The sequence below is a fragment of the Nostoc sp. genome, assembly GCF_036917195.1.
Classification (GTDB): domain Bacteria; phylum Cyanobacteriota; class Cyanobacteriia; order Cyanobacteriales; family Nostocaceae; genus Nostoc.
This window is the reverse complement of sequence record NZ_JBALDG010000033.1, coordinates 34,646-56,163: the sequence shown is the minus strand read 5'-3', so window position 1 is coordinate 56,163 and position 21,518 is coordinate 34,646. Positions and strand designations below refer to the sequence as shown.

The 21,518-nt window shown below is 42.2% G+C and carries 14 protein-coding genes; 5 read left to right on the top strand and 9 right to left on the bottom strand.

Annotated features, from left to right (window positions below; translation table 11 throughout):
• Positions 1–18: 18 nt before the first annotated feature.
• Positions 19–1,350, bottom strand: a complete 1,332-nt coding sequence (locus V7K40_RS11410) for an ABC transporter ATP-binding protein (RefSeq protein WP_334959534.1) — start codon at positions 1,348–1,350, stop codon at positions 19–21.
• 210 nt (positions 1,351–1,560) lie between these two features.
• On the opposite strand from V7K40_RS11410, the gene V7K40_RS11405 reads away from it, so the two are divergent.
• Together V7K40_RS11405 and V7K40_RS11400 are read left to right on the top strand one after the other, a co-directional pair.
• Positions 1,561–2,817 carry an FAD-dependent oxidoreductase gene (locus V7K40_RS11405; protein ID WP_334959532.1) on the top strand — a complete coding sequence of 419 codons (1,257 nt, stop codon included), beginning with the start codon at positions 1,561–1,563 and terminating at the stop codon, positions 2,815–2,817.
• A 295-nt stretch (positions 2,818–3,112) separates the two neighbouring features.
• Positions 3,113–3,688, top strand: coding sequence for a single-stranded DNA-binding protein (locus V7K40_RS11400; RefSeq protein ID WP_334959530.1), 576 nt, complete (start codon positions 3,113–3,115; stop codon positions 3,686–3,688).
• Between the two features lie 267 nt (positions 3,689–3,955).
• Here V7K40_RS11400 and V7K40_RS11395 read toward each other — a convergent pair whose 3' ends face one another.
• The gene (locus V7K40_RS11395; protein WP_334959528.1) at positions 3,956–5,485 is read right to left on the bottom strand and encodes a SulP family inorganic anion transporter; all 1,530 of its coding nucleotides are present in this window, start codon (positions 5,483–5,485) and stop codon (positions 3,956–3,958) included.
• 907 nt (positions 5,486–6,392) lie between these two features.
• Here V7K40_RS11395 and V7K40_RS11390 point away from each other — a divergent pair.
• Positions 6,393–8,279 (top strand): ABC transporter ATP-binding protein, encoded by a 1,887-nt coding sequence (locus V7K40_RS11390; protein WP_334959526.1) that lies wholly within the window; start codon positions 6,393–6,395, stop codon positions 8,277–8,279.
• A gap of 145 nt (positions 8,280–8,424) precedes the next feature.
• On the opposite strand, the gene ureG is transcribed toward V7K40_RS11390, so the two are convergent.
• The 6 genes from ureG to V7K40_RS11360 all read right to left on the bottom strand — a co-directional run bounded on the left by ureG (position 8,425) and on the right by V7K40_RS11360 (position 17,570).
• The gene (ureG, locus tag V7K40_RS11385) at positions 8,425–9,021 is read right to left on the bottom strand and encodes an urease accessory protein UreG (protein ID WP_334959524.1); all 597 of its coding nucleotides are present in this window, start codon (positions 9,019–9,021) and stop codon (positions 8,425–8,427) included.
• A 245-nt stretch (positions 9,022–9,266) separates the two neighbouring features.
• Positions 9,267–9,959 carry an urease accessory protein UreF gene (locus V7K40_RS11380; RefSeq protein WP_334959522.1) on the bottom strand — a complete coding sequence of 231 codons (693 nt, stop codon included), beginning with the start codon at positions 9,957–9,959 and terminating at the stop codon, positions 9,267–9,269.
• Entirely contained in the window at positions 9,934–10,380 is a 447-nt protein-coding gene (ureE, locus tag V7K40_RS11375; protein WP_334959520.1) for an urease accessory protein UreE, read from the bottom strand. The genes V7K40_RS11380 and ureE overlap by 26 nt, the downstream gene beginning before the upstream one ends.
• Positions 10,381–10,750: 370 nt before the next feature.
• Positions 10,751–12,922, bottom strand: coding sequence for a patatin-like phospholipase family protein (locus tag V7K40_RS11370; protein WP_334959518.1), 2,172 nt, complete (start codon positions 12,920–12,922; stop codon positions 10,751–10,753).
• A 277-nt stretch (positions 12,923–13,199) separates the two neighbouring features.
• Positions 13,200–14,957 carry an ATP-binding protein gene (locus V7K40_RS11365; RefSeq protein WP_334959516.1) on the bottom strand — a complete coding sequence of 586 codons (1,758 nt, stop codon included), beginning with the start codon at positions 14,955–14,957 and terminating at the stop codon, positions 13,200–13,202.
• 63 nt (positions 14,958–15,020) lie between these two features.
• A complete protein-coding gene (locus V7K40_RS11360) occupies positions 15,021–17,570 on the bottom strand; it encodes a PAS domain S-box protein (protein WP_334959514.1) in 2,550 nt (849 codons plus the stop codon).
• Positions 17,571–18,562: 992 nt separating this feature from the next.
• On the opposite strand from V7K40_RS11360, the gene ada reads away from it, so the two are divergent.
• Both ada and V7K40_RS11350 read left to right on the top strand, forming a co-directional pair.
• Positions 18,563–19,636 (top strand): bifunctional DNA-binding transcriptional regulator/O6-methylguanine-DNA methyltransferase Ada, encoded by a 1,074-nt coding sequence (gene ada, locus V7K40_RS11355; RefSeq protein ID WP_334959512.1) that lies wholly within the window; start codon positions 18,563–18,565, stop codon positions 19,634–19,636.
• A gap of 39 nt (positions 19,637–19,675) precedes the next feature.
• A complete protein-coding gene (locus tag V7K40_RS11350) occupies positions 19,676–20,656 on the top strand; it encodes a DNA-3-methyladenine glycosylase 2 family protein (RefSeq protein WP_334959510.1) in 981 nt (326 codons plus the stop codon).
• Here V7K40_RS11350 and dapF read toward each other — a convergent pair.
• A complete protein-coding gene (dapF, locus tag V7K40_RS11345; protein WP_334959508.1) occupies positions 20,640–21,479 on the bottom strand; it encodes a diaminopimelate epimerase in 840 nt (279 codons plus the stop codon). The two genes, V7K40_RS11350 and dapF, sit on opposite strands and share 17 nt — an antisense overlap.
• Positions 21,480–21,518: the final 39 nt, after the last annotated feature.

The following is a 21,518-nucleotide window of genomic DNA, read 5'->3' as shown; positions in this document are numbered from 1 at the left end:
AATTAAACGCGGATAGTTTTAGGGAAATATCGCTAACTCAGTTTCTGGGTCAAAAAAGTGAATTTTCTCTAGAGTTAGTGATAACCATAGTTGCTCACCAACTTGTACAAATCGGTCTGGTGGTATTCGCACTTGTAGGTAATTGGCTGTAGTGGCAGGTTGAGATCCTGGTTCGGCAATCTTAACAGCGAGAAAGGAATCGTTGCCGAGATTTTCTACTAAATCTACTTGTACTGGGAGATTTTTTGTAGCAGGAAGACTCAAATTTAAGTGTTCTGGGCGAATACCTAAAATTAAAGTTTTTCCATCATATTTTTGTAAAGCTTTTCCCCAAACTTCTGGCAGGGTGAAACGAAACTGGGAATGAGTAATCAACTGCGGGGCATGAAATTCCACAGAAATAAAATTCATCGGTGGTGAACCAATGAACTCTGCTACAAAAAGGTTGGCAGGGCGGTTGTAAAGTTCTAGGGGAGAAGCAACTTGCTGAATTTTACCCTCAGACATAATCGCAATACGATCGCCCATTGTCATCGCTTCTGTTTGGTCATGGGTAACGTAAATTGTCGTTGTCCCCAATTGGCGCTGCAATTTGACAATTTGGGCGCGGGTTTCCGCCCGCAGTTTGGCATCTAAGTTAGAAAGCGGTTCATCCATTAAAAACACTTGGGGGTCACGCGCGATCGCTCGTCCCAATGCAACCCGTTGTCTTTGTCCCCCAGATAGCTGTTTGGGTAAGCGATTCAGCAATGTTTCGATTTGTAACAGTTGAGCAACACTACGCACCTGCTCATTCACCGCCCGTTCTTTGTCAGAAATGTAGCGCAGTCCTTTAGGTAACCTTCTTGTCGCCCCCACAAAAAGATTTTCAGCCCACGTCCGAAGATAAGGAGATGAGGGAGTAATTTCTCCCCCTGCTTCCCCTGCTTCCCCTGCTCCCCCTGCTCTCCCAAAACGACGGCGTAACCCAAAGGCGATGTTGTCATACACCGTCATGTGAGGATAGAGGGCGTAATTTTGAAATACCATTGCGATGTCACGTTCCTTGGGTGGTAGGTCATTGATCAAGCGATCGCCTACCCAGATATTACCGCCAGTCATCACTTCCAACCCGGCGATTAACCGCAGCAGAGTGCTTTTACCACAACCAGAAGGGCCCACCAGCACCATAAATTCGCCATCTGCGATCGTTAGGTTAATCCGCCGCAAGACGTTAACACTTCCTGGACGTTCTTGGGCTGCATTAGTTTTCTCCCCAAGCGTGAGAGGAGATTGGATTTGTAAGGTAACACTTTCCCCTTGACGCGAGGAAAAACTTTTATAAACGTTTTCTAAAATAACTTGGGACACAACTAATTATTGTGATTGGGCATGGGGCATGGGGCATTGGGCATTGGATTTGGACTAATGACTAATGACTAATGACCAATGACCAATGACCAATGACAGTTTAGCGCTCATAATAATACACGTTCAGGGTAAATACGAAAAGTTAAAAAAACAGCTTTTACCATAAAAAGCAAACTATTCTAAATTTTAGGGCTGTCAAGAGGTGTTGTTATGACTACCGATGTACCTAAAAATCTTTCCCAAGACCCAAGTGTTAACCCTGTCCATGACATTGTAGACGTACAAACCACAGATTGTTGCATTGTGGGTGGGGGGCCAGCAGGAGCAGTATTGGCGCTGTTGTTAGCGCGTCAAGGCATTTCGGTGATGTTGCTGGAAGCACACAAAGACTTGGATCGTGATTTTCGTGGCGATACGATTCATCCATCAGTGATGGAAATTATGGAGGAATTGGGACTTAGCGATCGCTTGCTAGGACTTCCCCATACCAAAATGCGCCAAATTAGTATTCAAACTCCTCAAGATAGTGTCACATTCGCAGATTTTAGTCATCTAAAAACCCATTATCCCTACATTACAATGCTTCCGCAGGTAAAATTCCTGGAGTTCATCACTCAAGAAGCACAAAAATATCCTAATTTCCATCTGGTAATGGGTGCGAATGTGCAGGAATTAATTACCGAAAATGGCGTGATTCAAGGTGTCCGCTATCGAGGAGGCGGTGGTTGGCATGAAATCCGGGCAATACTGACAGTAGGTGCAGACGGTCGCCACTCACGTTTACGCCACTTGGGTGAGTTTGAATCCATCGAAACTTCGCCGCCAATGGATGTCCTCTGGTTTCGCCTACCACGTCAGCCAGAAGACTCTGAAGGGGGAATGGGGCGTTTTGGTCAAGGTAAGCTAATCGCTATGCTTGACCGTGGTGATGAGTGGCAAGTTGCCTATATTATTCCTAAAGGAGGCTATCAACAACTAAGGGCTGCGGGTTTGGAGGAATTAAAAAAATCTGTTGTCGAAGTGGTGCCAGAATTCCAGCAACCCATCCAAAATTTACATGATTGGTCACAAATAGCTTTTCTATCAGTCGAGTCCAGCCTTGTCAAACGCTGGTATCGTGAAGGTTTGTTACTCATCGGTGATGCAGCTCATATAATGTCCCCCGTTGGTGGAGTTGGCATTAATTACGCAATTCAAGATGCTGTAGTTGCGGCAAATGTACTCGGCAAACCGCTCAAAAACCGAGAAGTACAACTTAGCGACTTAGCAAAAGTACAACGTCAACGCGAGTTGCCCACACGCATCATTCAGGCGTTTCAAACTTTTATCCAAAAGCGGGTATTGACCCCGGTTCTCACCTCAAATCGCACCTTTGTACCACCTGCGTTTTTGCGCTTACCCATCTTGCGCGACCTTCCAGCCAGGTTGATTGCCTTGGGTGTTTTTCCAGTTCACGTTAAGACTTAATTTTTGGCAAAAATTTTTTCTCTTTAAGGAATTGATGGTACAATTATACTACTCCATATAGAATTCAATGCTCATTTAGTCAGGCGAGGGTGGCGAACGGCATACTCAATGCAGTTCAAAGCGATCGCTTGGCTTTTATGCTAGAAAGGACTAAAAACTCAGAGTGGATGTAGGAAATTCGTTCAACCATTATTAAAAAATACAAAAGATTAAACCTATCTAGATATTAATTGGCACTACATAGAAAAACCTTCTCTTTTTGAATCAGTACTTTTTGCAGTCAGGAGTAATTTTAATGAACAGCTGCGTTTTGATGGCAGAAATTATCAACGAACCGCAACTCCGCTATACAGCCGATAATCTGGGAGTCACGGAAATGCTGGTGCAGTTTCCCAATTCCCAGAAACCAGAAGATCCGCCAGCCACACTAAAAGTTGTTGGCTGGGGGAATTTAGCAACAGAAATTCAGCAAAACTACCACCAAGGCGATCGCGTTATCTTGGTAGGACGTTTAAGTATGAATACTGTTGATCGTCAAGAAGGTTTTAAAGAAAAACGCGCTGAATTGACAGTACAACAAATTCAATCTGTTGGAGGTAGTTTTAATACCGATCCATTACCCTCAGCAACTGTAACTCCATCATTCACTGAAACTGCTCCCCGACAACCATCTTCAGCATCTCGTCCTCCACAGAAAGAGGTTACCACTTACGAGTCACCACGTCCAGCGCCTACCCCAGCTGCAAATCCTGTTGGCGTTACTCCCCAAGTGAAAACTTACGAACCCGTACCCCAACCCACAAATTATGAGCGAACCACTTATCCAGCAGTGAAAGAGGAAGAACCAGATCCAGATGATATTCCGTTCTAAAGTTGGTAGTTGAGCGTGTATTCAATTTGCTAACTAAACATTACGATTAGACAATTTCTGCAAATAGCCATCCTTGAGGATGTGCTATTTTTTTTGTCTGCGTTTGAGAGATCGCTGAGTTTTGCTATCCGGCGAGTCATGGATAGAGAACGATATACTAGACTTCTTGCAAAAGTCAAAAATTAGAAGTGTCATTTTGAGCGGAACATAAGGGATAGAAGAATTTAAAGATGTTTTGCTCCCCTCAAAATGACAATTGAATTAGTTCTACGGATCTAATTGCGGATTAACTTCAAAAGGCTTACGATTGCGTGCCATTAGCCCTTCCCATCGCATAATCACTATGCTGCCCCTTTCTTGCTGTTGTTTTGCCCATAGCGATAATAAATCAAGGCAAGAGTGGTCTATGTAAGCCAGGTTTTCTAAATGGACATATAAGTTCTTTTCTGGTGGCACTTGTTCTAGAGTTTTCGCCAATTGTGGTAGCCTAACAAAGGTTGCTGCTCCCTGTAGATAAATATCTACTTGCTGATGATTTTCCTCATTTTCTACAACTTCGATACTCAGTTGGGACATTTTATAAATTAGGGTGCATGAGGTGAGAACAATACCAATTAGCACACCTGAAAGAAGGTCGGTGGTGATAATTCCTATGAGGGTGGCGAAGAATATCGCCACAGGTAAACGACCATACTTTCTTAAGTGGCTAATGTGTTTTATTTCAATTAGCTTGTAGCCTGTGTAAACTAGAATCGCCGCCAAGCAAGATGTCGGAATCATCCTCAGTAAGCTAGGTGCAACAACCACTAAAACCAACAGCCATAGGCCATGAAGTATTGCAGATAATCTCGTTTTTCCGCCTGCTTCTACGTTGACAGAACTACGAGCAATTACTCCTGTCATTGGCAAAGCGCCTAGAAAGCCGCAAACCATGTTGCCAATCCCTTGTGCTGCTAGTTCCCGGTCAAAATCACTTCTTGGCCCAGTTTGCAGTCGATCAACTGCTACTGCGGAGAGTAAACTTTCCGCACTGGCAATGAGTGCGATCGTGAATGCTTGTAGCAGAACTGGTGCATCTAAGAGGCGTGGTAAGCTAGCAAAACTTGGTAGTTGAACTGCTTGCAGCAAGTTTCTTGGTACGTCAACGTAGTTAACTGGTAAGTCAAATACTGTAGCAACGGTAGTAGCTAAAACTACACTTATGAGAGCACCAGGCAACAGTTTCAAACGGCGCGGCTTAAATTTATCCCAGAGGATCATAATTGCGATTGTCATTATACCAAGTAGCCCTGCAATCTTGTACAGGTATCCATCCTGGGGGGTGACAGCTTTCTGGATAGCACTAGGAATTGCCAGTAAATTATCTAGCCCATGTGTATGAGGTGAGTCATCTAGCATGACATGAAACTGGGAAGCGATAATTAATATCCCAATACCTGCTAGCATTCCGTAGATAACGGCGGGAGACATAGCGCGAAATAACTGGCCTAGTCTAAATATACCTGCCAAAAATTGGATCAGACCTGCTAATACCAGAATTGGCCCGACCATTTCAATGCCGTATTTTTGAACGATTTCTACAACAACCACTACTAATCCGGCTGCTGGCCCACTCACCAGCAAAGGAGAACCAGAAATAGAACCGGCAACAACTCCCCCTACTATTCCGGTGATTAAGCCGCGTGCTGGAGGAACACCAGAGGCGATCGCTATACCCATACACAGAGGAAGAGCGACAAGAAACACGACAAACGATGCTGATATGTCCTTGGTAAATGAGGGTTTATCTCTACTCATCTTTATCATTAGTTAATCAATCCTTAGATGAAAACTCTTCATTCTCGACATATTCAATCAACCGTAACTATCTATGTATTAACTCAAGTTACTAGTTATCAGACAGTGCCTTTTTATTATAAGTACAAAATTTATGTTCTTGGTATTTAGCAGTATTTAAATTGAGAAAACGTATTTTTTTATACTTTTATAATCATTAAATAGCAATTTAAGTTGTTAGAGTCTGCTTGGATTTACTCTCAAAAACCTCCAAATTTAAATAGTTTTATTAATTGCTGATTTAAATTTGATTAACTAAATCGGGTAGGTAAATATTATATCTAAGGCATTCAAGTCTAAATTTTACCTTGTGTATATAAAATATCTTAAACAAAATTAATTATATGTTACTTAAATATATATTGCAATCTTTATTTAAAATGTCTGTCAAGTAGCATCCGTGACAGGTTAAGAAAATTGTACATTTATCCATAGGGTGCAAGAAAAGGCGACAAATCCAGCTTTGAGACTGGCTTTCAGAGGTATTTAACCCATCTAAGTCTTGATTATCTGGAGCGGCAAAGTATTTAATGGGGTCATCGGTTTTACTTTTGCCTTTATTAGAAGCAGCGACGCTCTTTAACCAATTTACGGATTTGCTCTTTTGGCTGTTTTGTTCGTGGTGGCAACTTTCTGTGGTTAATCATGTGATGGAAACACAGAAACTCTGAAACCAGAGGATACCATCAGCCGATGACGATTTGCAGAAATCACAGGCAGTTCAACATCGCAAATGCGTGTATATTGTGGTTGAGGTCTAAGCAGTGAAAAACTGCCAAGGAGTGTAAAAACCAAATTTACCCACATATACATCAAAACTCTTGTTAAAATCCAGATAATTTTAAGTTAAGATTTCTACCCAACTCCTATGAGAGAAACTGTCCTAGAGGTTCGCAATCTCCAAGTTGAATTTCCCAGCGATGGCAACATTAACAGAGCTTTGGATGGTATTTCCTTTGCGCTACATCGAGGTGAGACTCTAGGAATAGTAGGAGAATCGGGGAGTGGTAAATCAGTGACAGCCCTTGCTGTAATGGGTTTGTTGCAAACTCCCGGTATGGTTACTGGCGGTGAAATCTGGTTTCGTCCTCAGGAGAATGCCAACGCAATCGATTTAGTAAAATTGCCTCCTGAGCAAATGCAGTTGCACCGGGGTGGCGACATCGCCATGATTTTTCAAGAACCAATGAGTTCGCTCAATCCGGTTTATAACATTGGGTTTCAGCTAACAGAAGCGATTATGCGGCATCAAAATGTGTCAGCAGCCCAAGCAGGACAAATTGCGATCGCAGGTCTGCAAGAGGTTAAACTTCTACCTAGTGATGAGGAGATACAGCAGCAGTATATCGAAACTTGGCCTCAAACCAACAACAATTCATCGAAACCAGAACCATCAAAGTTGTCACAGTTGGTTAAAGAACATAAAGAAGCCATGCTGGAACGATACCCTCATGAACTTTCTGGGGGTCAGTTGCAACGGGTGATGATTGCAATGGCAATTTCTTGCAACCCATTAATCTTAATTGCCGATGAACCAACCACAGCCTTGGATGTGACAGTGCAAGCAACAATTTTGGAGTTAATCCAAGAATTGCAACAAAGCCGTGACATGGCAATGATTTTCATCACCCACGACTTAGGGCTAATTTCGGAAATTGCTGACCAAGTAGCGGTGATGTATAAAGGCAAAGTTGTCGAATCTGGTACTTCTGAGCAAATTTTTAGCAGTCCCAAGCATCCATATACTAAAGGTTTGATAGCCTGTCGCCCCTCACTTGACCGCCGTCCCCAAAAATTACTCACTGTTTCTGATTACATGAGTGCAGAAGAGACACCAACAGGACAAGTAGTAATTCAAGCGAAAGAACCCGCACAACCCACAGAAGTCACCACTGAAGAGATTGTTGCAAGATTGACAAGCTTTAATGATAAGGAACCCCTGCTGCAAATCCGCAACCTGAAAGTTGGTTTTCCGGTGCGCGGGGTGTTTGGTAGTACAAAACGCTACAATATGGCAGTTAATGGCGTTTCCTTTGATGTCAAACCAGGAGAAACACTAGGTTTGGTGGGAGAATCTGGTTGCGGTAAAACCACCCTTGGTAGAACCTTACTGCGATTAATTGAACCGATGAGTGGTGAGATTATCTTTGAGAAACAAGATATTACTAGCCTCAAAGGAGAACCGTTGCAAAAACTGCGGCGGGAAATGCAAATAGTTTTCCAAAATCCTTTCAGTTCCCTTGATCCACGGATGAAGGTGGGGGACGCGGTGATGGAACCATTGTTAATTCACTCTGTTGGTAAGACCAAGCAACAACGACGCCAACGGGTAGTCGAACTTTTAGAACGGGTAGGGTTGAGTGCAGATGCAATTAACCGCTATCCCCATCAGTTTTCTGGCGGTCAACGTCAGCGGATTTGCATAGCCCGTTCTTTGGCGTTAAATCCTAAATTTATTATCTGCGATGAATCAGTTTCAGCGCTGGATGTTTCAGTACAGGCGCAGGTATTAAATCTTCTCAAAGAATTACAGTCGGACTTTCAGCTTACTTATATTTTTATTTCTCACGATTTAAGTGTGGTTAAATTTATGAGCGATCGCATTTTAGTCATGAATCGCGGTCAAATTGTTGAAGAAGGGACAGCCGAAAGTATTTATCTGGAACCCAAAGAGGAATACACGCAAAAATTAATTGCTGCAATTCCTACTGGTAGTGCTGAACGCGTGCGAAGTAGTCATCTACGGGTTTTGTAGAAAGTGGTTAGAACCGTATCTACACGAGGCTTTATCCATCTCCGTGGGTTATAAAAGCTTTACCCCACGCAGGAAAGCTCTGTTTGTGTGCCCGTAAACTCCGCGAATTCTATTCGCCCTGACTGCCTCATTCTAATTTTCTTTTTTAACAAATATTTGTGCAAACAAAGTTAATTACATCTGCAAGTCCAGACTGAGTTTTCAAATTAGTAAAAATAAAAGGTTTATCGCCGCGCATTTTTTTAGCATCTCGTTCCATCACACTTAAATCTGCACCAACGTAGGGGGCAAGGTCAGTTTTGTTAATCACTAATAAATCAGACTTAGTAATGCCGGGGCCACCTTTGCGGGGAATTTTATCACCAGCTGCAACATCGATGACGTAAATCGTTAAATCCACCAATTCTGGACTAAAAGTAGCAGCTAAATTATCACCGCCACTTTCCAAAAAAACTAAATCCAAATCGATAAAACGTTCTTCTAACTGTTCAATTGCCGCCAAATTCATCGAAGCATCTTCACGGATAGCAGTATGAGGACAACCACCAGTCTCTACACCCAAAATGCGATCGCTTACCAACGCCTGAGAACGCACTAAAAATTGAGCATCCTCTTGAGTATAAATATCATTCGTCACCACCGCAATCTGATATTGCTCACGCAATCCCTTACACAAAGCATCTACCAAAGCCGTCTTCCCTGAACCCACGGGGCCAGCAACCCCCACTCGAAATGCATTCATAAGTCACACCATTTTGGATTTTAGACTTCGGCTTCTCTACGAGACGCTACGCGTAGCTTGCTTCCCCGAAGGGGTATGCTCAGTCGAACGATTTTAGATTTTAGATTGTTTAACTGGACTTACGCACAGGTAACGGAAAATCGAACCACAGAGGACGCAGAGGACGCAGAGGAATAAGAGTTTGATAGGTTTTTTGCTTAAGTCCTATTTAATCCAAAATCCAAAATCTAAAATTATTCTGTCCCCTAACTCCTAAACAACCTAGTATACTGCGTTTCATGCTGCATACTCGCCAGCGACAAACCCCAACTACAACAGGCGAGTTCATCATCCTCCAACGCGAGAATTTCCGATGTCCCAGCACTAAATAATGGTTGCAAATCTAGCAATAACTGCTGTCCTGCTGTTTGTCCAAGGGGGATAAGTTTGACGCCAGCAGTAATCAAATTACTTGCCCAACTATGCAGATATCCGAGTAATGCAGCTTTGATACTGATTTGCCAATGGGCAACAGCAATGCCAAAAGCGATCGCATAATTGCAAGGATTACCTACAGCATTAGCAATAGGCACAATCTGCGGTTCTAGTTTACCAAGTAATTGGATCAGCGATCGCCCCATCTGCCAACTAGAAGCGCGTAACTCTTCTGTTTCTCTAGCAGCGGATAACCACAGATTCCAATGGCATAGCGACTCTACATCACCCATTTTTGCAGATTGCTGCGATCGTACCATCACCACTGCCTCTAGTCGAATTGCCCCGTAGAGCAACTCTGCTTTTAACCAATCTTTGAGATGTGTCTGGTTAGCGATCGTACCATTTTCCACCAGCATTTCCAAGCTTTCAGAATAGCTATATGCTCCCACAGGCAAAGCGGGGCTAGCCAGCTGCAAAATACTCAAAAGATGGCTATCAGTGAGCATGATAGTGTTGTCCATAAGCTCCCAATTCTGGCTGAAACGGTAAAATTTCTTCTTTAACTTCTAACCCCAATTGTTCCAACATTGTGCGTAAAACAGAATCTGAGGACAAGCGTAAATAAGTTGGAGTAATTTCTATAGGTACATGGCGATTTCCCAGATGGTATGCTGCCCTTAGTAATAAAAGTGGTGTTTGGGCAAAGGCAGTCAGCACTAGTTCTGGTTTGGCAGTAATTCTGATTAAACTGCTATGGGTTTCTTCTTGCAGAATATCGCCATCGTGTAAGACAGTTCCTCTGGGTAAATGTAAAAACACAACCTTATCATCTGCCGTTTCAAAGCGATGACGACTGCGGGTACGTTCTTCTGCTGTCAGCGCCAGAGTAAAAGTGACTGCGGCATCAGGATTAGGTGGTTTAAGTTGGGTAAATGTCAGCATAAAAGTTTCGTCTGAACTTCTGTTTTTTATTATGATTCTAATTAGCACCTTCCTATTTCCTGTAAAGTCGCTTCTCGAAATTAACAATTAAAAATTATTAATGAAAAATTACAATTATTTGGGGCTTGAAACCACCACAATCAATTAATAATTAAAAATTATTAATGAAAAATTGAAGAAGCAAATCAAAATTATTGCATTTTTAATTTTACATTTTAATTTCCGCAGGGTAGAGGCCTGTACCCAAAATTAATTAAAAATTATTCTTCAAAATTCTTAATTTTTAATTCAAAAAAGGTCACCTTTAACCCTTTGACTGACACTCGTACCCCTGCTCTTAAAGTTTGCTACGCACACCAAAAGCAAGTAGTTAATCTTCTGGTGTAAGGTCTGTGGAATTTGGCATATTCCAAGTTTTGTGCCACAGTTGTTTAATTTTTTGAATGTTCTTTCCTATTTTTATCGCCTCCCAACCATCTTGAATAGCTTGCTTCTCTTTATCAGTTAACTTCCAGGATAAAGGCGGACGATACCGACCATCTTTGTAAAATTCAGATACTGCAAATTTTGAAGATATTTCAGATTCCGAGGGGAAGAAAATGGGAAAGTATTGGATATCTACCTTGTTCTCCCATTTTTTGGTCAGCAAATCTGCTTCCTTTGCATTTCGAGATGCTAAAATCGGATCGCGTACCTTGAACATTGCCAGTAATGGCCCTATAGTCGCCATAAACCAGCCTCCATTCCCCTGCACGTTTTCTGTTGAAGCAGATTTAGGAAAAGGATTGATTTGCAATATAAGGACTCGTTTTACATTTAAACTATTTTCAGTTTTTGACCATTCATTAAGCTGTTCATCCAGCCATTCAGCTGCCGTTACAAAGCCAGAGTTATCGAAATAACCTCCATCCGCAACGTGATAATTCTTATTTTGGATGTTTACACTGCCGCGACAGATGGGAGAGACATTGGGAAAAGTCGCTGATAGTCTTGCAGCCGTTACAACATTGATATCACAGGCTTCATAAAGAGTATTGAAGTCTATATACTGTTTCTGTTTCTCAGGAGTGTTGCTAAAGGTTACTGGAGTAATCAAAAATCGCCAACCATTTTCGACTAAAATGGCATTGAATACAGGAATAGGAATTTCGCCATCAAAAATCTGTTTTCGCCAGGTTCCAAAGGTTTTTATCTTTTTCGGTTCCTTCATTTCACCCTGCCAGTCTATCTCAACTGCTGTACCACGATCAAACTCTGGGCGAACAATGAATGGAAATCCGATGAATCGCCATAAGTCCAAATAAGCAAAACCCCAACCAACGGCATCTAAACTATCTTTAGTAGCAGCATAAAAACTATTGGTTTTGTTAGATTTTTCCTGTTCGCTCTCTTCTAAAAAGCCATCTTTATTAAAGCGATCTAGATAGTACATTGTTCCTACTGAACCGCCTGAGACAGCACTAATCAAGCCAATTGCTTTGGTAAATGACTCTCCTAATAATTCCTGGAGACCACTTAACACTTGCACTGTCCATCCTGCTGCTTGAATTCCACCACCACTAGCACAAATAATCACTAAAGTTCGTTCTCCCTCTTGATGTTGGAGACGCTTTTTTAGCAATTCTTGGAAATTAGTTGAATCCCTATTGTCTCTCTTTTTATCTTCACTATCCTTGAATTTATTGACTTGAAAAAAGTGATTAACATTAAAGGCAATATAGCTAATAGCTGAGAAAGCAATAAATAAAATTAGTACAGGAATCCGAAAGTAATCAAAATAGAATGTTGCACCTCCATAGAAAAGTGTCACCATCGATATGATAAGTAGCACATATAGGAGTGCCGGCGCTTCAGGTCGATTTGTTTCTGATTTGGGATTAAAACGTAAACCAACCGTAATGTAGATAACTACTCCAATTAGAAGATAAGCAATTGCTGTCAGATGTCCCCCACTCAATTCACCTGTTTGAGGATTAATATAACCAAATGTATTATGTTTGCCTACGAAATAAACGATATCAGCAAGTATCTTTTTTAAGAAAGCGTTTGAGCTTAACCAGTCTCTGATAAAACTAATAACAAATAGTAGCCCAATTCCCAATAACGCACCTACAAATGCTCCCCACCGTCTTTCCTTGTTGTTCAGCTTCTCTTGGGAGAGATCAAAGGCGATAATGCAAATGTATAAACTTAAGGCAATAGCTATTCCATATTGCCAAAATTCAGAAATTTCTATTGTTGGTGGTACAGCAAAGCGAGCTGGTGCGTTATGCAGAATGATGGCTGCAACTGAAATTACTGATGTTCCGGCTCCAATTGCGCTCACAATTACGACTGCCAGTTGCCATTTGCTGCGAAGGACAAATAGATTTTTCAACATGGCTGGCAGCCAATCCTTGGCAAGTTTAGGAAGAAACAGAAGGAATAAACCCATCAAAATAGGCAGGCGCAAGAAGAAAAGATATTTCCAGACAGCATCTGAACTTGGTAGCCATGTTGTTAGAACTGCCAACACTGGCAAAAACCAGATAAATTTTTTCATATTTAAACCTCAACTTTTTATTATTTTGTAACTAGATTCCAAACTTGATGATGAAATAATATCACCACTTTTACTCAGATTTGGTTGTTCTATCTGTTTCTTTTTTTTGGAATGACTAAATAATTATTATTAAATTCTATTCAAACTTTCCCAATCCTAAAAGTACTAAAGCCAATATTGCAGGTACTGATTGAATTAAAAATGCTGTTGGACATTGTAGGCTATATACTGCCAAAAATACCAGCGCTCGCCACAGGCGTCGGCGTAGCCATCGCTGTCAACTAATAGGTAAGGTAAACCAAAATGTTGCCCCTGCATCCAATGCACTATTCACCCCAATTTCGCCGCCGTGAGCATTGATGATTTGCTTACATAAATACAAGCCCAATCCCAAACTTACAGAATTGCGGATACTTGCACCCCGAAAGTAAAGGTCAAAAAGCCGATCCTGTTGACTAATTCCCACGCCGTTATCACTAACAGTACAATAAATTTTGTCATCCTTACGGATAGCGTTGATTGTCAAGACCAATCCAGGGGGATTATGTTTGAGAGCATTAACAATTAAGTTAGAAAAAACTCGCCATAGTTGCGTGGGATCAGCATTCACTAAGGGCAAATCTGCGGACACTAGATTTGTCAAGGCTTGATTTTGCTCTAGCAATGGCTCTAAATCAGCGATCGCAGCTTCGACAACTGTCAGTAATTGTACGGCTTGACGTTGTAAAACAACACCTTGCACTTCGCTGACATGAGCTTCCATCAACGAATTAATTAAGTTCAGTTGGCGATCGCTACTTTGAATCATCCGCTCTAAAATGGAGCGGGAAATCGAAATATTATCCTCTGGACGTGCAAGCAAATTTTTCAGCACCATTAAAGTACCCAGCACTGGGTTGCGTAAGTCGTGGGAAACTGCATGGAAAAATACTCGTAGTTCTTCTTCAGTTTGTTTGCGTTGGGTAATGTCTTCAATCAAACCTTCGTAATAAAGCAGTTTTCCTTGTTCGTCAAGCACTGCGTAGGCTTTTTCTGAAATCCAGACAATACTCCCGTCTCGGCGATAAATTTGGGACTCAAACTCAGAAACACTGCCATCCTTTTCCATCAGGCGCACAAATTCTGCCCGGCGGTTCGGATCAATATACAGTTGATGTTCAATATCAGTAAAATTTGCTGTCACCTCTTCCGCGAAAGAGTAGCCATAAATCCGTGCTAAAGCCGGATTTGCCGTAATGTAACGTCCATCGGGACTGCTTTGAAAAATCCCTTCAACAGCGTTTTCAAAAATGCTGCGATATTTAGCTTCTGCAACCTTGAGTTTTTGGTAGGCAGATTCCAGTTCTTGACGGGCGTAAAACTCAGAACGTTGCAGGCGATCGTACAGATAAACACCAATGTCACATATAATACAAAACCAAAAAATGTATAAAATGAACGTTACATTATATATTTCTGGGTGTTCAGGGGTTAGTGTTTTTAGCCCAAGTGCCGTATTCACACCAAAATAGTAAACCAACACACTCACTTGAGTCAGCAAGTGAATAATCCAGCAGACAGGCATCAACACAGCTTGGCTCAAGAACAGCAGTGACCAGCCGAAGGTATCGGGTAGTGCGAAACCTCTAAGAGTTGCAAACAACTGGGATGCTAAACTAATTGACCAAGAAGACCCCAAAAATAATAAATCTGGACGCTCACGACCTAATTTAGTTTTATGTAAAGCAAAGCAGATCAGTATACTCAGGAGCATTGCAATATTGATTACAAGGCGTTGAGTTCTAAGTACTTCTGGCAGTTTCTCCAACTCTTGAAAAGGGAAAAACAAGCCGTAAATGTCTCGCAAAGTAAAAGATAACAGACAGATCAGCGCCAGCCATAACCATAAACGTAATCTCTGCCACAAAAAACGGTTACGCCAAGTTCTGTAAAAAGTAGTGGTTTCATCTGTTGTTGGTGCAGAAAAGGTTTTTCTCCACCAGCTTTGCACTGTTGTAAATGGAGTAGCCATTAGCATCCGAGCAACTTTGCCCATACCTTGAGGGTGTTTCCCTTACTCAACATTGCCATAAATAACACCCTCTCATTTTTTGGTGATTTATGGGCGATTTGTTGCGGATGAAGTGAACAGAGGTAATGTAAACCAGAAAGTTAACCCGCGCTTGCGGTTACTAATAACACCGATTTCGCCGCCATGTGCCTTAATAACTTTCCGACAAAGATACATTTTTAAGCCAATGCTTGTAGAACAACAGTTTTGGGGATCACGGACATGCAAATCGAAGAGGCGATCGCACTCTAGTTTACTCATTCCCACACCGTTATCTTGAATCTGAGTGCGAATCATTCCTGCCTCAACTGTGGCACTCAGCAGAAAATTTAATCCTGGTGGATTATTTTGCAAACTATGTGTTATAAAACTTGCCAAAACTTTCTGCAACCGAGTCGTATCTGCCATTACTAACGGTAAATCAGCGGGAACCAAATTCTTCAGAGTCGCTTGATTTTGTGTCAGCATGGGTTCAAACTGGGCGAACATTTCTCCCAGTAGGGAGCTAAATTGCACAGGTTCGAGTTTGATGTCAATACCCTGTTTTTCACAAGAATTAATTTCTAGCAATGAGTTAATCATCGTCAGTTGGCGATCATTGCCTTGAATCATCCGCTCGATTATTGAGCGAGATACTGGAATTGGGGATTGGATATGGGAAAGAGGCAGAGGGGAAATTGCTGTAATTTCTCCCCTGCTCCTCTGCCCCTCTGCTCCCTGCACTCCCCCCACTCCCTGATTTAACAAATTCTTTAACACCATCAAGTTACCCATTACCGAAGTTCGTAAATCGTGGGCAACCGTATGCAAAACAACATCTTTGAGGCGATGCAATTTTTCAACTTCTTGCATTTTCTGCTGCAACTGTGCTGTCCGTTCTTCTACTTGGTGTTCTAAATTAGTGTTAAGTTCTGCTAGTTTTTGACATATCTGGCTTTGCTGAATGGCGATCGCTACCTGTTCTGACATCTGCTGTAACAAATCAATTTCTATTGGCTGCCAATGACGCGAACCTGAGCATTGATTGGCAATTAACGCCCCAAATAATTCGTTACCTAGCATGATTGGTACAGCCAAGCTAGCCTTCGTTTGGAATTTTCGACAGTGCGCTCTTACTTTGGGAGATACTGCCATTTGCGTTATGTCTTCAAAGACACGCACAAGATTATCTTTTAGTAAGTTTCTTACTTCTTGTAGATAAGCTTCATCATTAGTAGACCAACCTGAGACTGATGGATACTTAGGATCTACTGATTCGGCAAGAGTTCTGACTCCTAAATTAGCATTATTTAAATTAATGAAAACTCGATCTGCTTGCAGAAATTGCCTGACTTCCGTCACGGTGGTTTGGAGAATTTGCTCTAAGTTAAGCGAAGACCGAATTCGCACTAGGGTTTCTGCCAACAAGCGATCGCGTTGTGCTGATAGGCGTAATTGCGCTTCTACCTGTTTGCGTTCTGTAATGTCGTGATGCACTGCTAGGATGCACGGGATACCATCCAAATCAATGACTTCGGCTGAAAGCAGTGCTGTAATTATCTCGCCAGACTTTTGCCGAAATTCAACTTCCAAGTTACGAGCGACTCCTGTGTCTTGCAACTCCTGCACCAACTTCAGGCGATCGCGATCGTCTACCCAAATATCTAACTCAAAAGAAGTTTTACCAATCGCTTCATCTCGCTCATAACCTGAGAGTTCCACAAAACTGTCGTTAACTTCGATGAAGCGTCCTTCTTGGATTGTGCTAATCGTAATTGAATCGGGACTGCAACTAAAAGCTTTAGCAAATTTTTGGGCAAGATTTTGTAAGCTGATTTCTGCTTGTTTGCGTTCTGTGATATCTCGGACAATTGCTAGTACCTCATCTTGACCACTCACTACCAACCGCGCTTCATAATCTCTGACTCCCAAAGGCGTTGGTAGCTGATATTCACAAGTTTGCAAAGTTCCAGAATCTAAAGTTTTAGCGATCGCTTCCAGGCTAATCGTTGCAACATCACTAGGCAATAACTCTTGCACATGTTTCCCAACTATTTCTTCTCTAGTAAGAGTGAGATTTACTCCCTCACTTTTCAAATCTAGATACTCGCCATCGCGGCTAATGCGAAACATCAAATCGGGGATAGCATCCAAAATTGCTTTATACCGCGCCTCACTCTCAAGCAATTTTTCTTCGGCTAGTTTTCGGTCTGTAATATCCATAACCAAGCCATTCCAAAGAAAATCGCCGTTACTTTGTAATTCGGGTTGCGAAATCCCTTGAATCCACTTAATGCCACTAGGCGTAATAATTCGACCTTCCCAATGCCAAGGTGTAAGATTTGTACTACAAACAGCAATAGATTCTGTAAAGGCTTTTATATCCTGTGGATGAATCAGTTTATATAGCACCCGAAAGTCTGCCTGTACGGCTTCTGGTTCTATTTCACACAAAGATTGACAACCAGAACTAACATAAGGGACAAACACAGAACCATCCTGCTGTTGCAGAACTTGGAAAATTATTCCTGGTAAATTGACAGCAAGTTTGGAGAGCAAGTTAATAGCCTCTTGCTGGCAATTTGGTGTATACATCGATGTTACAATGGTTTCATCCACTCTTTGACCCTTTGATACCAAGCTATTGATGTACAATTAAAAGCCAGAATAATCAACTTAACAGTTTTGATTCTGTAGGCATAATCGCTAATATCGTGTCCGCTGAATTGCCCATAATAAAAGAACCTCACCTCGCTTTTAGCTAAAGCTAGAGATTCCCCTGCTCTAGTATGGGAGGGGCTGGTCTTGAGAGGTCACGCAGAAATCACAAGTAATTTACCGGACATGATATAACAAAATAAAAACAGCGCCTTCTTTCAGAGTAGTTCTTGATGAGGCGATCGCATTCACCCAATCGGGTGAACCATTTGACCACGGGAGGAAAAAGTGATGAAAAAGTTAGTTATAAATAGTGACCAACGACACTTTTAAAGACGCTGTTAGTTTTAAATTAGCTCTTATAACTTTACACTAACGCTATTTTGAAGACAATAATGATCCGACTATATCATGATGATTGAATTTCATGAATAGCCCAGGCTAGCGCTTCCAAAAACCGCCCCAAAACTATCTCATCCTTGAGAGGAGAAAATGGAATATACCAGCAATAAGGCCTAATGAGAGCCTCTCCCTCAAAACTAGCAGCACCGCAATGAAAGAGCATTTATAGCCAGAGGCTAGAAACGAGGTTTTAACGAAGTTTTAAAGAAGTTTTAGCTTAAGTTGACACAGATGCACATCTGTGTAACTTTACAAGGGATTGTCGTTTAAATATAGGACTTACGCAATAACCCTCTGAAAGCCTTATTCCTTTGTGTCCTTTGCGTTCTTTGCGGTTCGTTTTTTCATGATTTTGCGTAAGTCCTAAAATAGATGAAAAAAGCTGTAAAAAACTGATATAGCCAACTTTGATCGCAATAATCAGATAGAAAATAGTTTATCAATAAATTTAATCTAGTTTTATCTAAAAAAATAAACAGAGTTACCAATAGCAAAAACGAAAAATGGGTATTTTCGAGTGGATACTTTGCAATACATCCAAGGAGACATAAATGCAATTACAACAGACACCAGTTTTGAAAGAAACTCTTTGGGAAGCAGTTCTCAATCGAGACTCGACAATTGACGGCAAGCTTTTCTACGGTGTTCGCTCTACAGGCGTTTATTGCCGACCAATTTGCCCTAGTCGCAGACCGAATCGCAATCAAGTTTGTTTTTTCCAGTCGGCACAAGAGGCTGAAATTGCAGGTTTTCGACCTTGTAAGCGATGTCAGCCACAATTTGAAAAAATTCCAAATCCGGCGAAGTCCAAAGTTTTAGCAGCATGTCGATTTATTGAAGCACAAGTTGATCACATTCCAACCCTCTCAGAACTATGCTCTCAGGTGGGAATGAGTCCCAGTTATCTGCAAAAGATATTCAAGCAAATAATTGGCGTATCCCCCTTTCAATATGCAGATGCGCTGCGTAACCAACGATTGAAGCAGCTTCTTCAGTCAGGCGAGGAAATTGCTCATGCAGTTTACGACACGGGGTATGGTTCAAGTAGTCAACTGTATGAGAAAGCACCTAAGCAACTGGGAATGACACCAAAGACTTACCAACAAGCTGGAAAGACAATCAGCATTGTCTATGCGATCGCTCCATGTCCACTAGGATATTTGCTTGTGGCAACAACAGAGAAGGGTATCTGTGCCGTTAAACTAGGTGATGAAGCAGACAAACTTGAACACACTTTAATCAAGGAATTTCACCAAGCGCAAATTATGCGTGATGACCAAACACACAAGGAATGGATACAGGCAATCCTCGACTTTATTGGAGGAGGTAAAGCACATCTTGATTTACCACTTGATGTCCGTGGGACAGCATTTCAGAAACAGGTTTGGCAAGCATTACAGAAAATTCCCTATGGACAAACCCGTACCTATACTGATATTGCGCGTGATATTGCCAAACCCCAGACAGTCCGCGCGGTGGGTAATGCTTGTGGAGCTAATCCGATAGCGCTGGTTGTACCATGTCACCGTGTCCTGCGGAGTGATGGCAGTGTTGGTGGTTATCACTGGGGGATTGAGCGCAAACAAAAACTGCTCATACAAGAGTCACGCTGCACGCAAGACTGAATATTAGGGACTGGGGATTGAGAAGTTTGAGGTTCTGAGGTGGATCAACGGAGTTCTGAGGTGGATCAACGGAGTTCTGAGATGGATCAACGGAGTTCCGAGATGGATCAACGGAGTTCTGAGGTGGATGAACGGAGTTCTGAGATGGATGAACGGAGTTCTGAGGTGGATGAACGGAGTTCTGAGGTGGATGAACGGAGTTCTGAGGTGGATGAACGGAGTTCTGAGGTGGATGAACGGAGTTCTGAGGTGGATGAACGGAGTTCCGAGGTGGATGAACGAGTATTTGAGAGAGATGAACGAGTGCCCAGTCCCTTTTTTGATCGCAATTTATCAAACATGACATTGGAAGAAACAGCCGCTCAAACACCTGAACTAGAATCGTTGACTGAAGAAAATCTCACCCGTGGTTTAATGGTGCTTGCCAATCTCGATAGCGATTTGGCTCGGATTTTAGAGACACTGGGGCCTCCACCTATATGGTCAAGAGAACCGGGTTTTGCAACGTTGTTGTGCATAATTCTGGAACAGCAAGTTTCCGTAGCAGCTGCAAAGGCTGTATTTACCCGACTATGTGGGGTTGTTGTAACGTTGACGCCAGAAAATTTTCTGAGATTGGATGATGTTCAATTGAGAGGAATTGGATTTAGTCGGCAAAAGATTCTATACTGTCGTGGGTTGGCAAATGCGATCGCAAGTGGTCAGCTTGACCTCAGCAAGTTGGAAAAAATGGATGAAACTGCGATCAGAACTGAGCTAAAGTGTCTCAAAGGGATAGGAGACTGGACAGTTGATATTTACTTGCTAATGGCGCTGCAAAGACCTGATGTCTTTCCCAAAGGCGATTTAGCGATCGCGATCGCTTTACAAAAACTCAAAGGATTGGCGACGCGGCCAACACCAGTTCAACTAGAAGCAATGACACAGCACTGGCGACCGTGGCGAGCAGTTGCTGCAAGACTTCTATGGCACTACTACTTGAGTAATGCCACTACTAAGTCGGTTACAGTTTACCCATGAATACTCTCTCAGCCGGGCCTGTCATGTAAACCCGTTGGTCGATTTCTGACCATTCAATTTGCAAGGGGCCACCTGGTAATTCTATAGTGGCAATGCGATCGCATTTCCCTGTTAACACTCCAGCTACTAAGGAAGCACAAGCACCAGTACCACAAGCTAATGTAATCCCAGCACCCCGTTCCCACACCCGCATTTTCAAATAGTCACGGCGTACCACTTGCATAAATTCCGTATTTATGCGTTGGGGAAAAGCTGGGTGATGCTCAAATTTAGGGCCAATGGTTTCTAGCTCAATTGCTGCTACATCTTCCACAAAAGTAATGCAGTGGGGATTTCCCATATTTACACAAGTGACATCCCAAGTTCTCCCCGCCACTTCCAACGGCTGAGAAATTACTTTTTCTTCGGCGGGTGTAAGGGTGGTGGGAATTTCGCTTGCGAGTAACCTGGGTAAACCCATATCCACCTTCACTAGACCATCAGATAAAAGTTGGGGAGTCATTACACCACCCAAAGTATGAATGCGATATGAGTCTTTATTCCGGGATTCGCCTTCTAAATCTGCTAAAAAGCCAGCTAAACAGCGTATGCCATTGCCACACATTTCTGGTTCTGAACCATCGGAATTAAAAATCCGCATGGTGTAGTCAGTGCCGTTTTCTCCAGGGAGGGCAAAAATTACACCATCAGCACCGATACCAAAGTGGCGATCGCACAACTTGATGGCTTGCTCTGGGGTGACTACAGGCACAGATGATGAGCGATTGTCAATCAGAATAAAGTCGTTGCCCAGACCATGATACTTAGTAAATTCGATTGCCATTTCCTCAAGGATGAATTATCAAAGATTAGTTACTCTTTA

What these genes read in the sequence shown, in the direction of transcription:
- ada (WP_334959512.1), top strand. Translation starts at nt 18,563, where the DNA reads ATGCAATTACAACAGACACCAGTTTTGAAAGAAACTCTTTGGGAAGCA.
- V7K40_RS11400 (WP_334959530.1), top strand. Translation starts at nt 3,113, where the DNA reads ATGAACAGCTGCGTTTTGATGGCAGAAATTATCAACGAACCGCAACTC.
- ureE (WP_334959520.1), bottom strand. Translation starts at nt 10,380, where the DNA reads ATGCTGACATTTACCCAACTTAAACCACCTAATCCTGATGCCGCAGTC.
- V7K40_RS11390 (WP_334959526.1), top strand. Translation starts at nt 6,393, where the DNA reads ATGAGAGAAACTGTCCTAGAGGTTCGCAATCTCCAAGTTGAATTTCCC.
- V7K40_RS11370 (WP_334959518.1), bottom strand. Translation starts at nt 12,922, where the DNA reads ATGAAAAAATTTATCTGGTTTTTGCCAGTGTTGGCAGTTCTAACAACA.
- V7K40_RS11395 (WP_334959528.1), bottom strand. Translation starts at nt 5,485, where the DNA reads ATGAGTAGAGATAAACCCTCATTTACCAAGGACATATCAGCATCGTTT.
- V7K40_RS11380 (WP_334959522.1), bottom strand. Translation starts at nt 9,959, where the DNA reads ATGGACAACACTATCATGCTCACTGATAGCCATCTTTTGAGTATTTTG.
- dapF (WP_334959508.1), bottom strand. Translation starts at nt 21,479, where the DNA reads ATGGCAATCGAATTTACTAAGTATCATGGTCTGGGCAACGACTTTATT.
- V7K40_RS11405 (WP_334959532.1), top strand. Translation starts at nt 1,561, where the DNA reads ATGACTACCGATGTACCTAAAAATCTTTCCCAAGACCCAAGTGTTAAC.
- V7K40_RS11365 (WP_334959516.1), bottom strand. Translation starts at nt 14,957, where the DNA reads ATGGGCAAAGTTGCTCGGATGCTAATGGCTACTCCATTTACAACAGTG.
- ureG (WP_334959524.1), bottom strand. Translation starts at nt 9,021, where the DNA reads ATGAATGCATTTCGAGTGGGGGTTGCTGGCCCCGTGGGTTCAGGGAAG.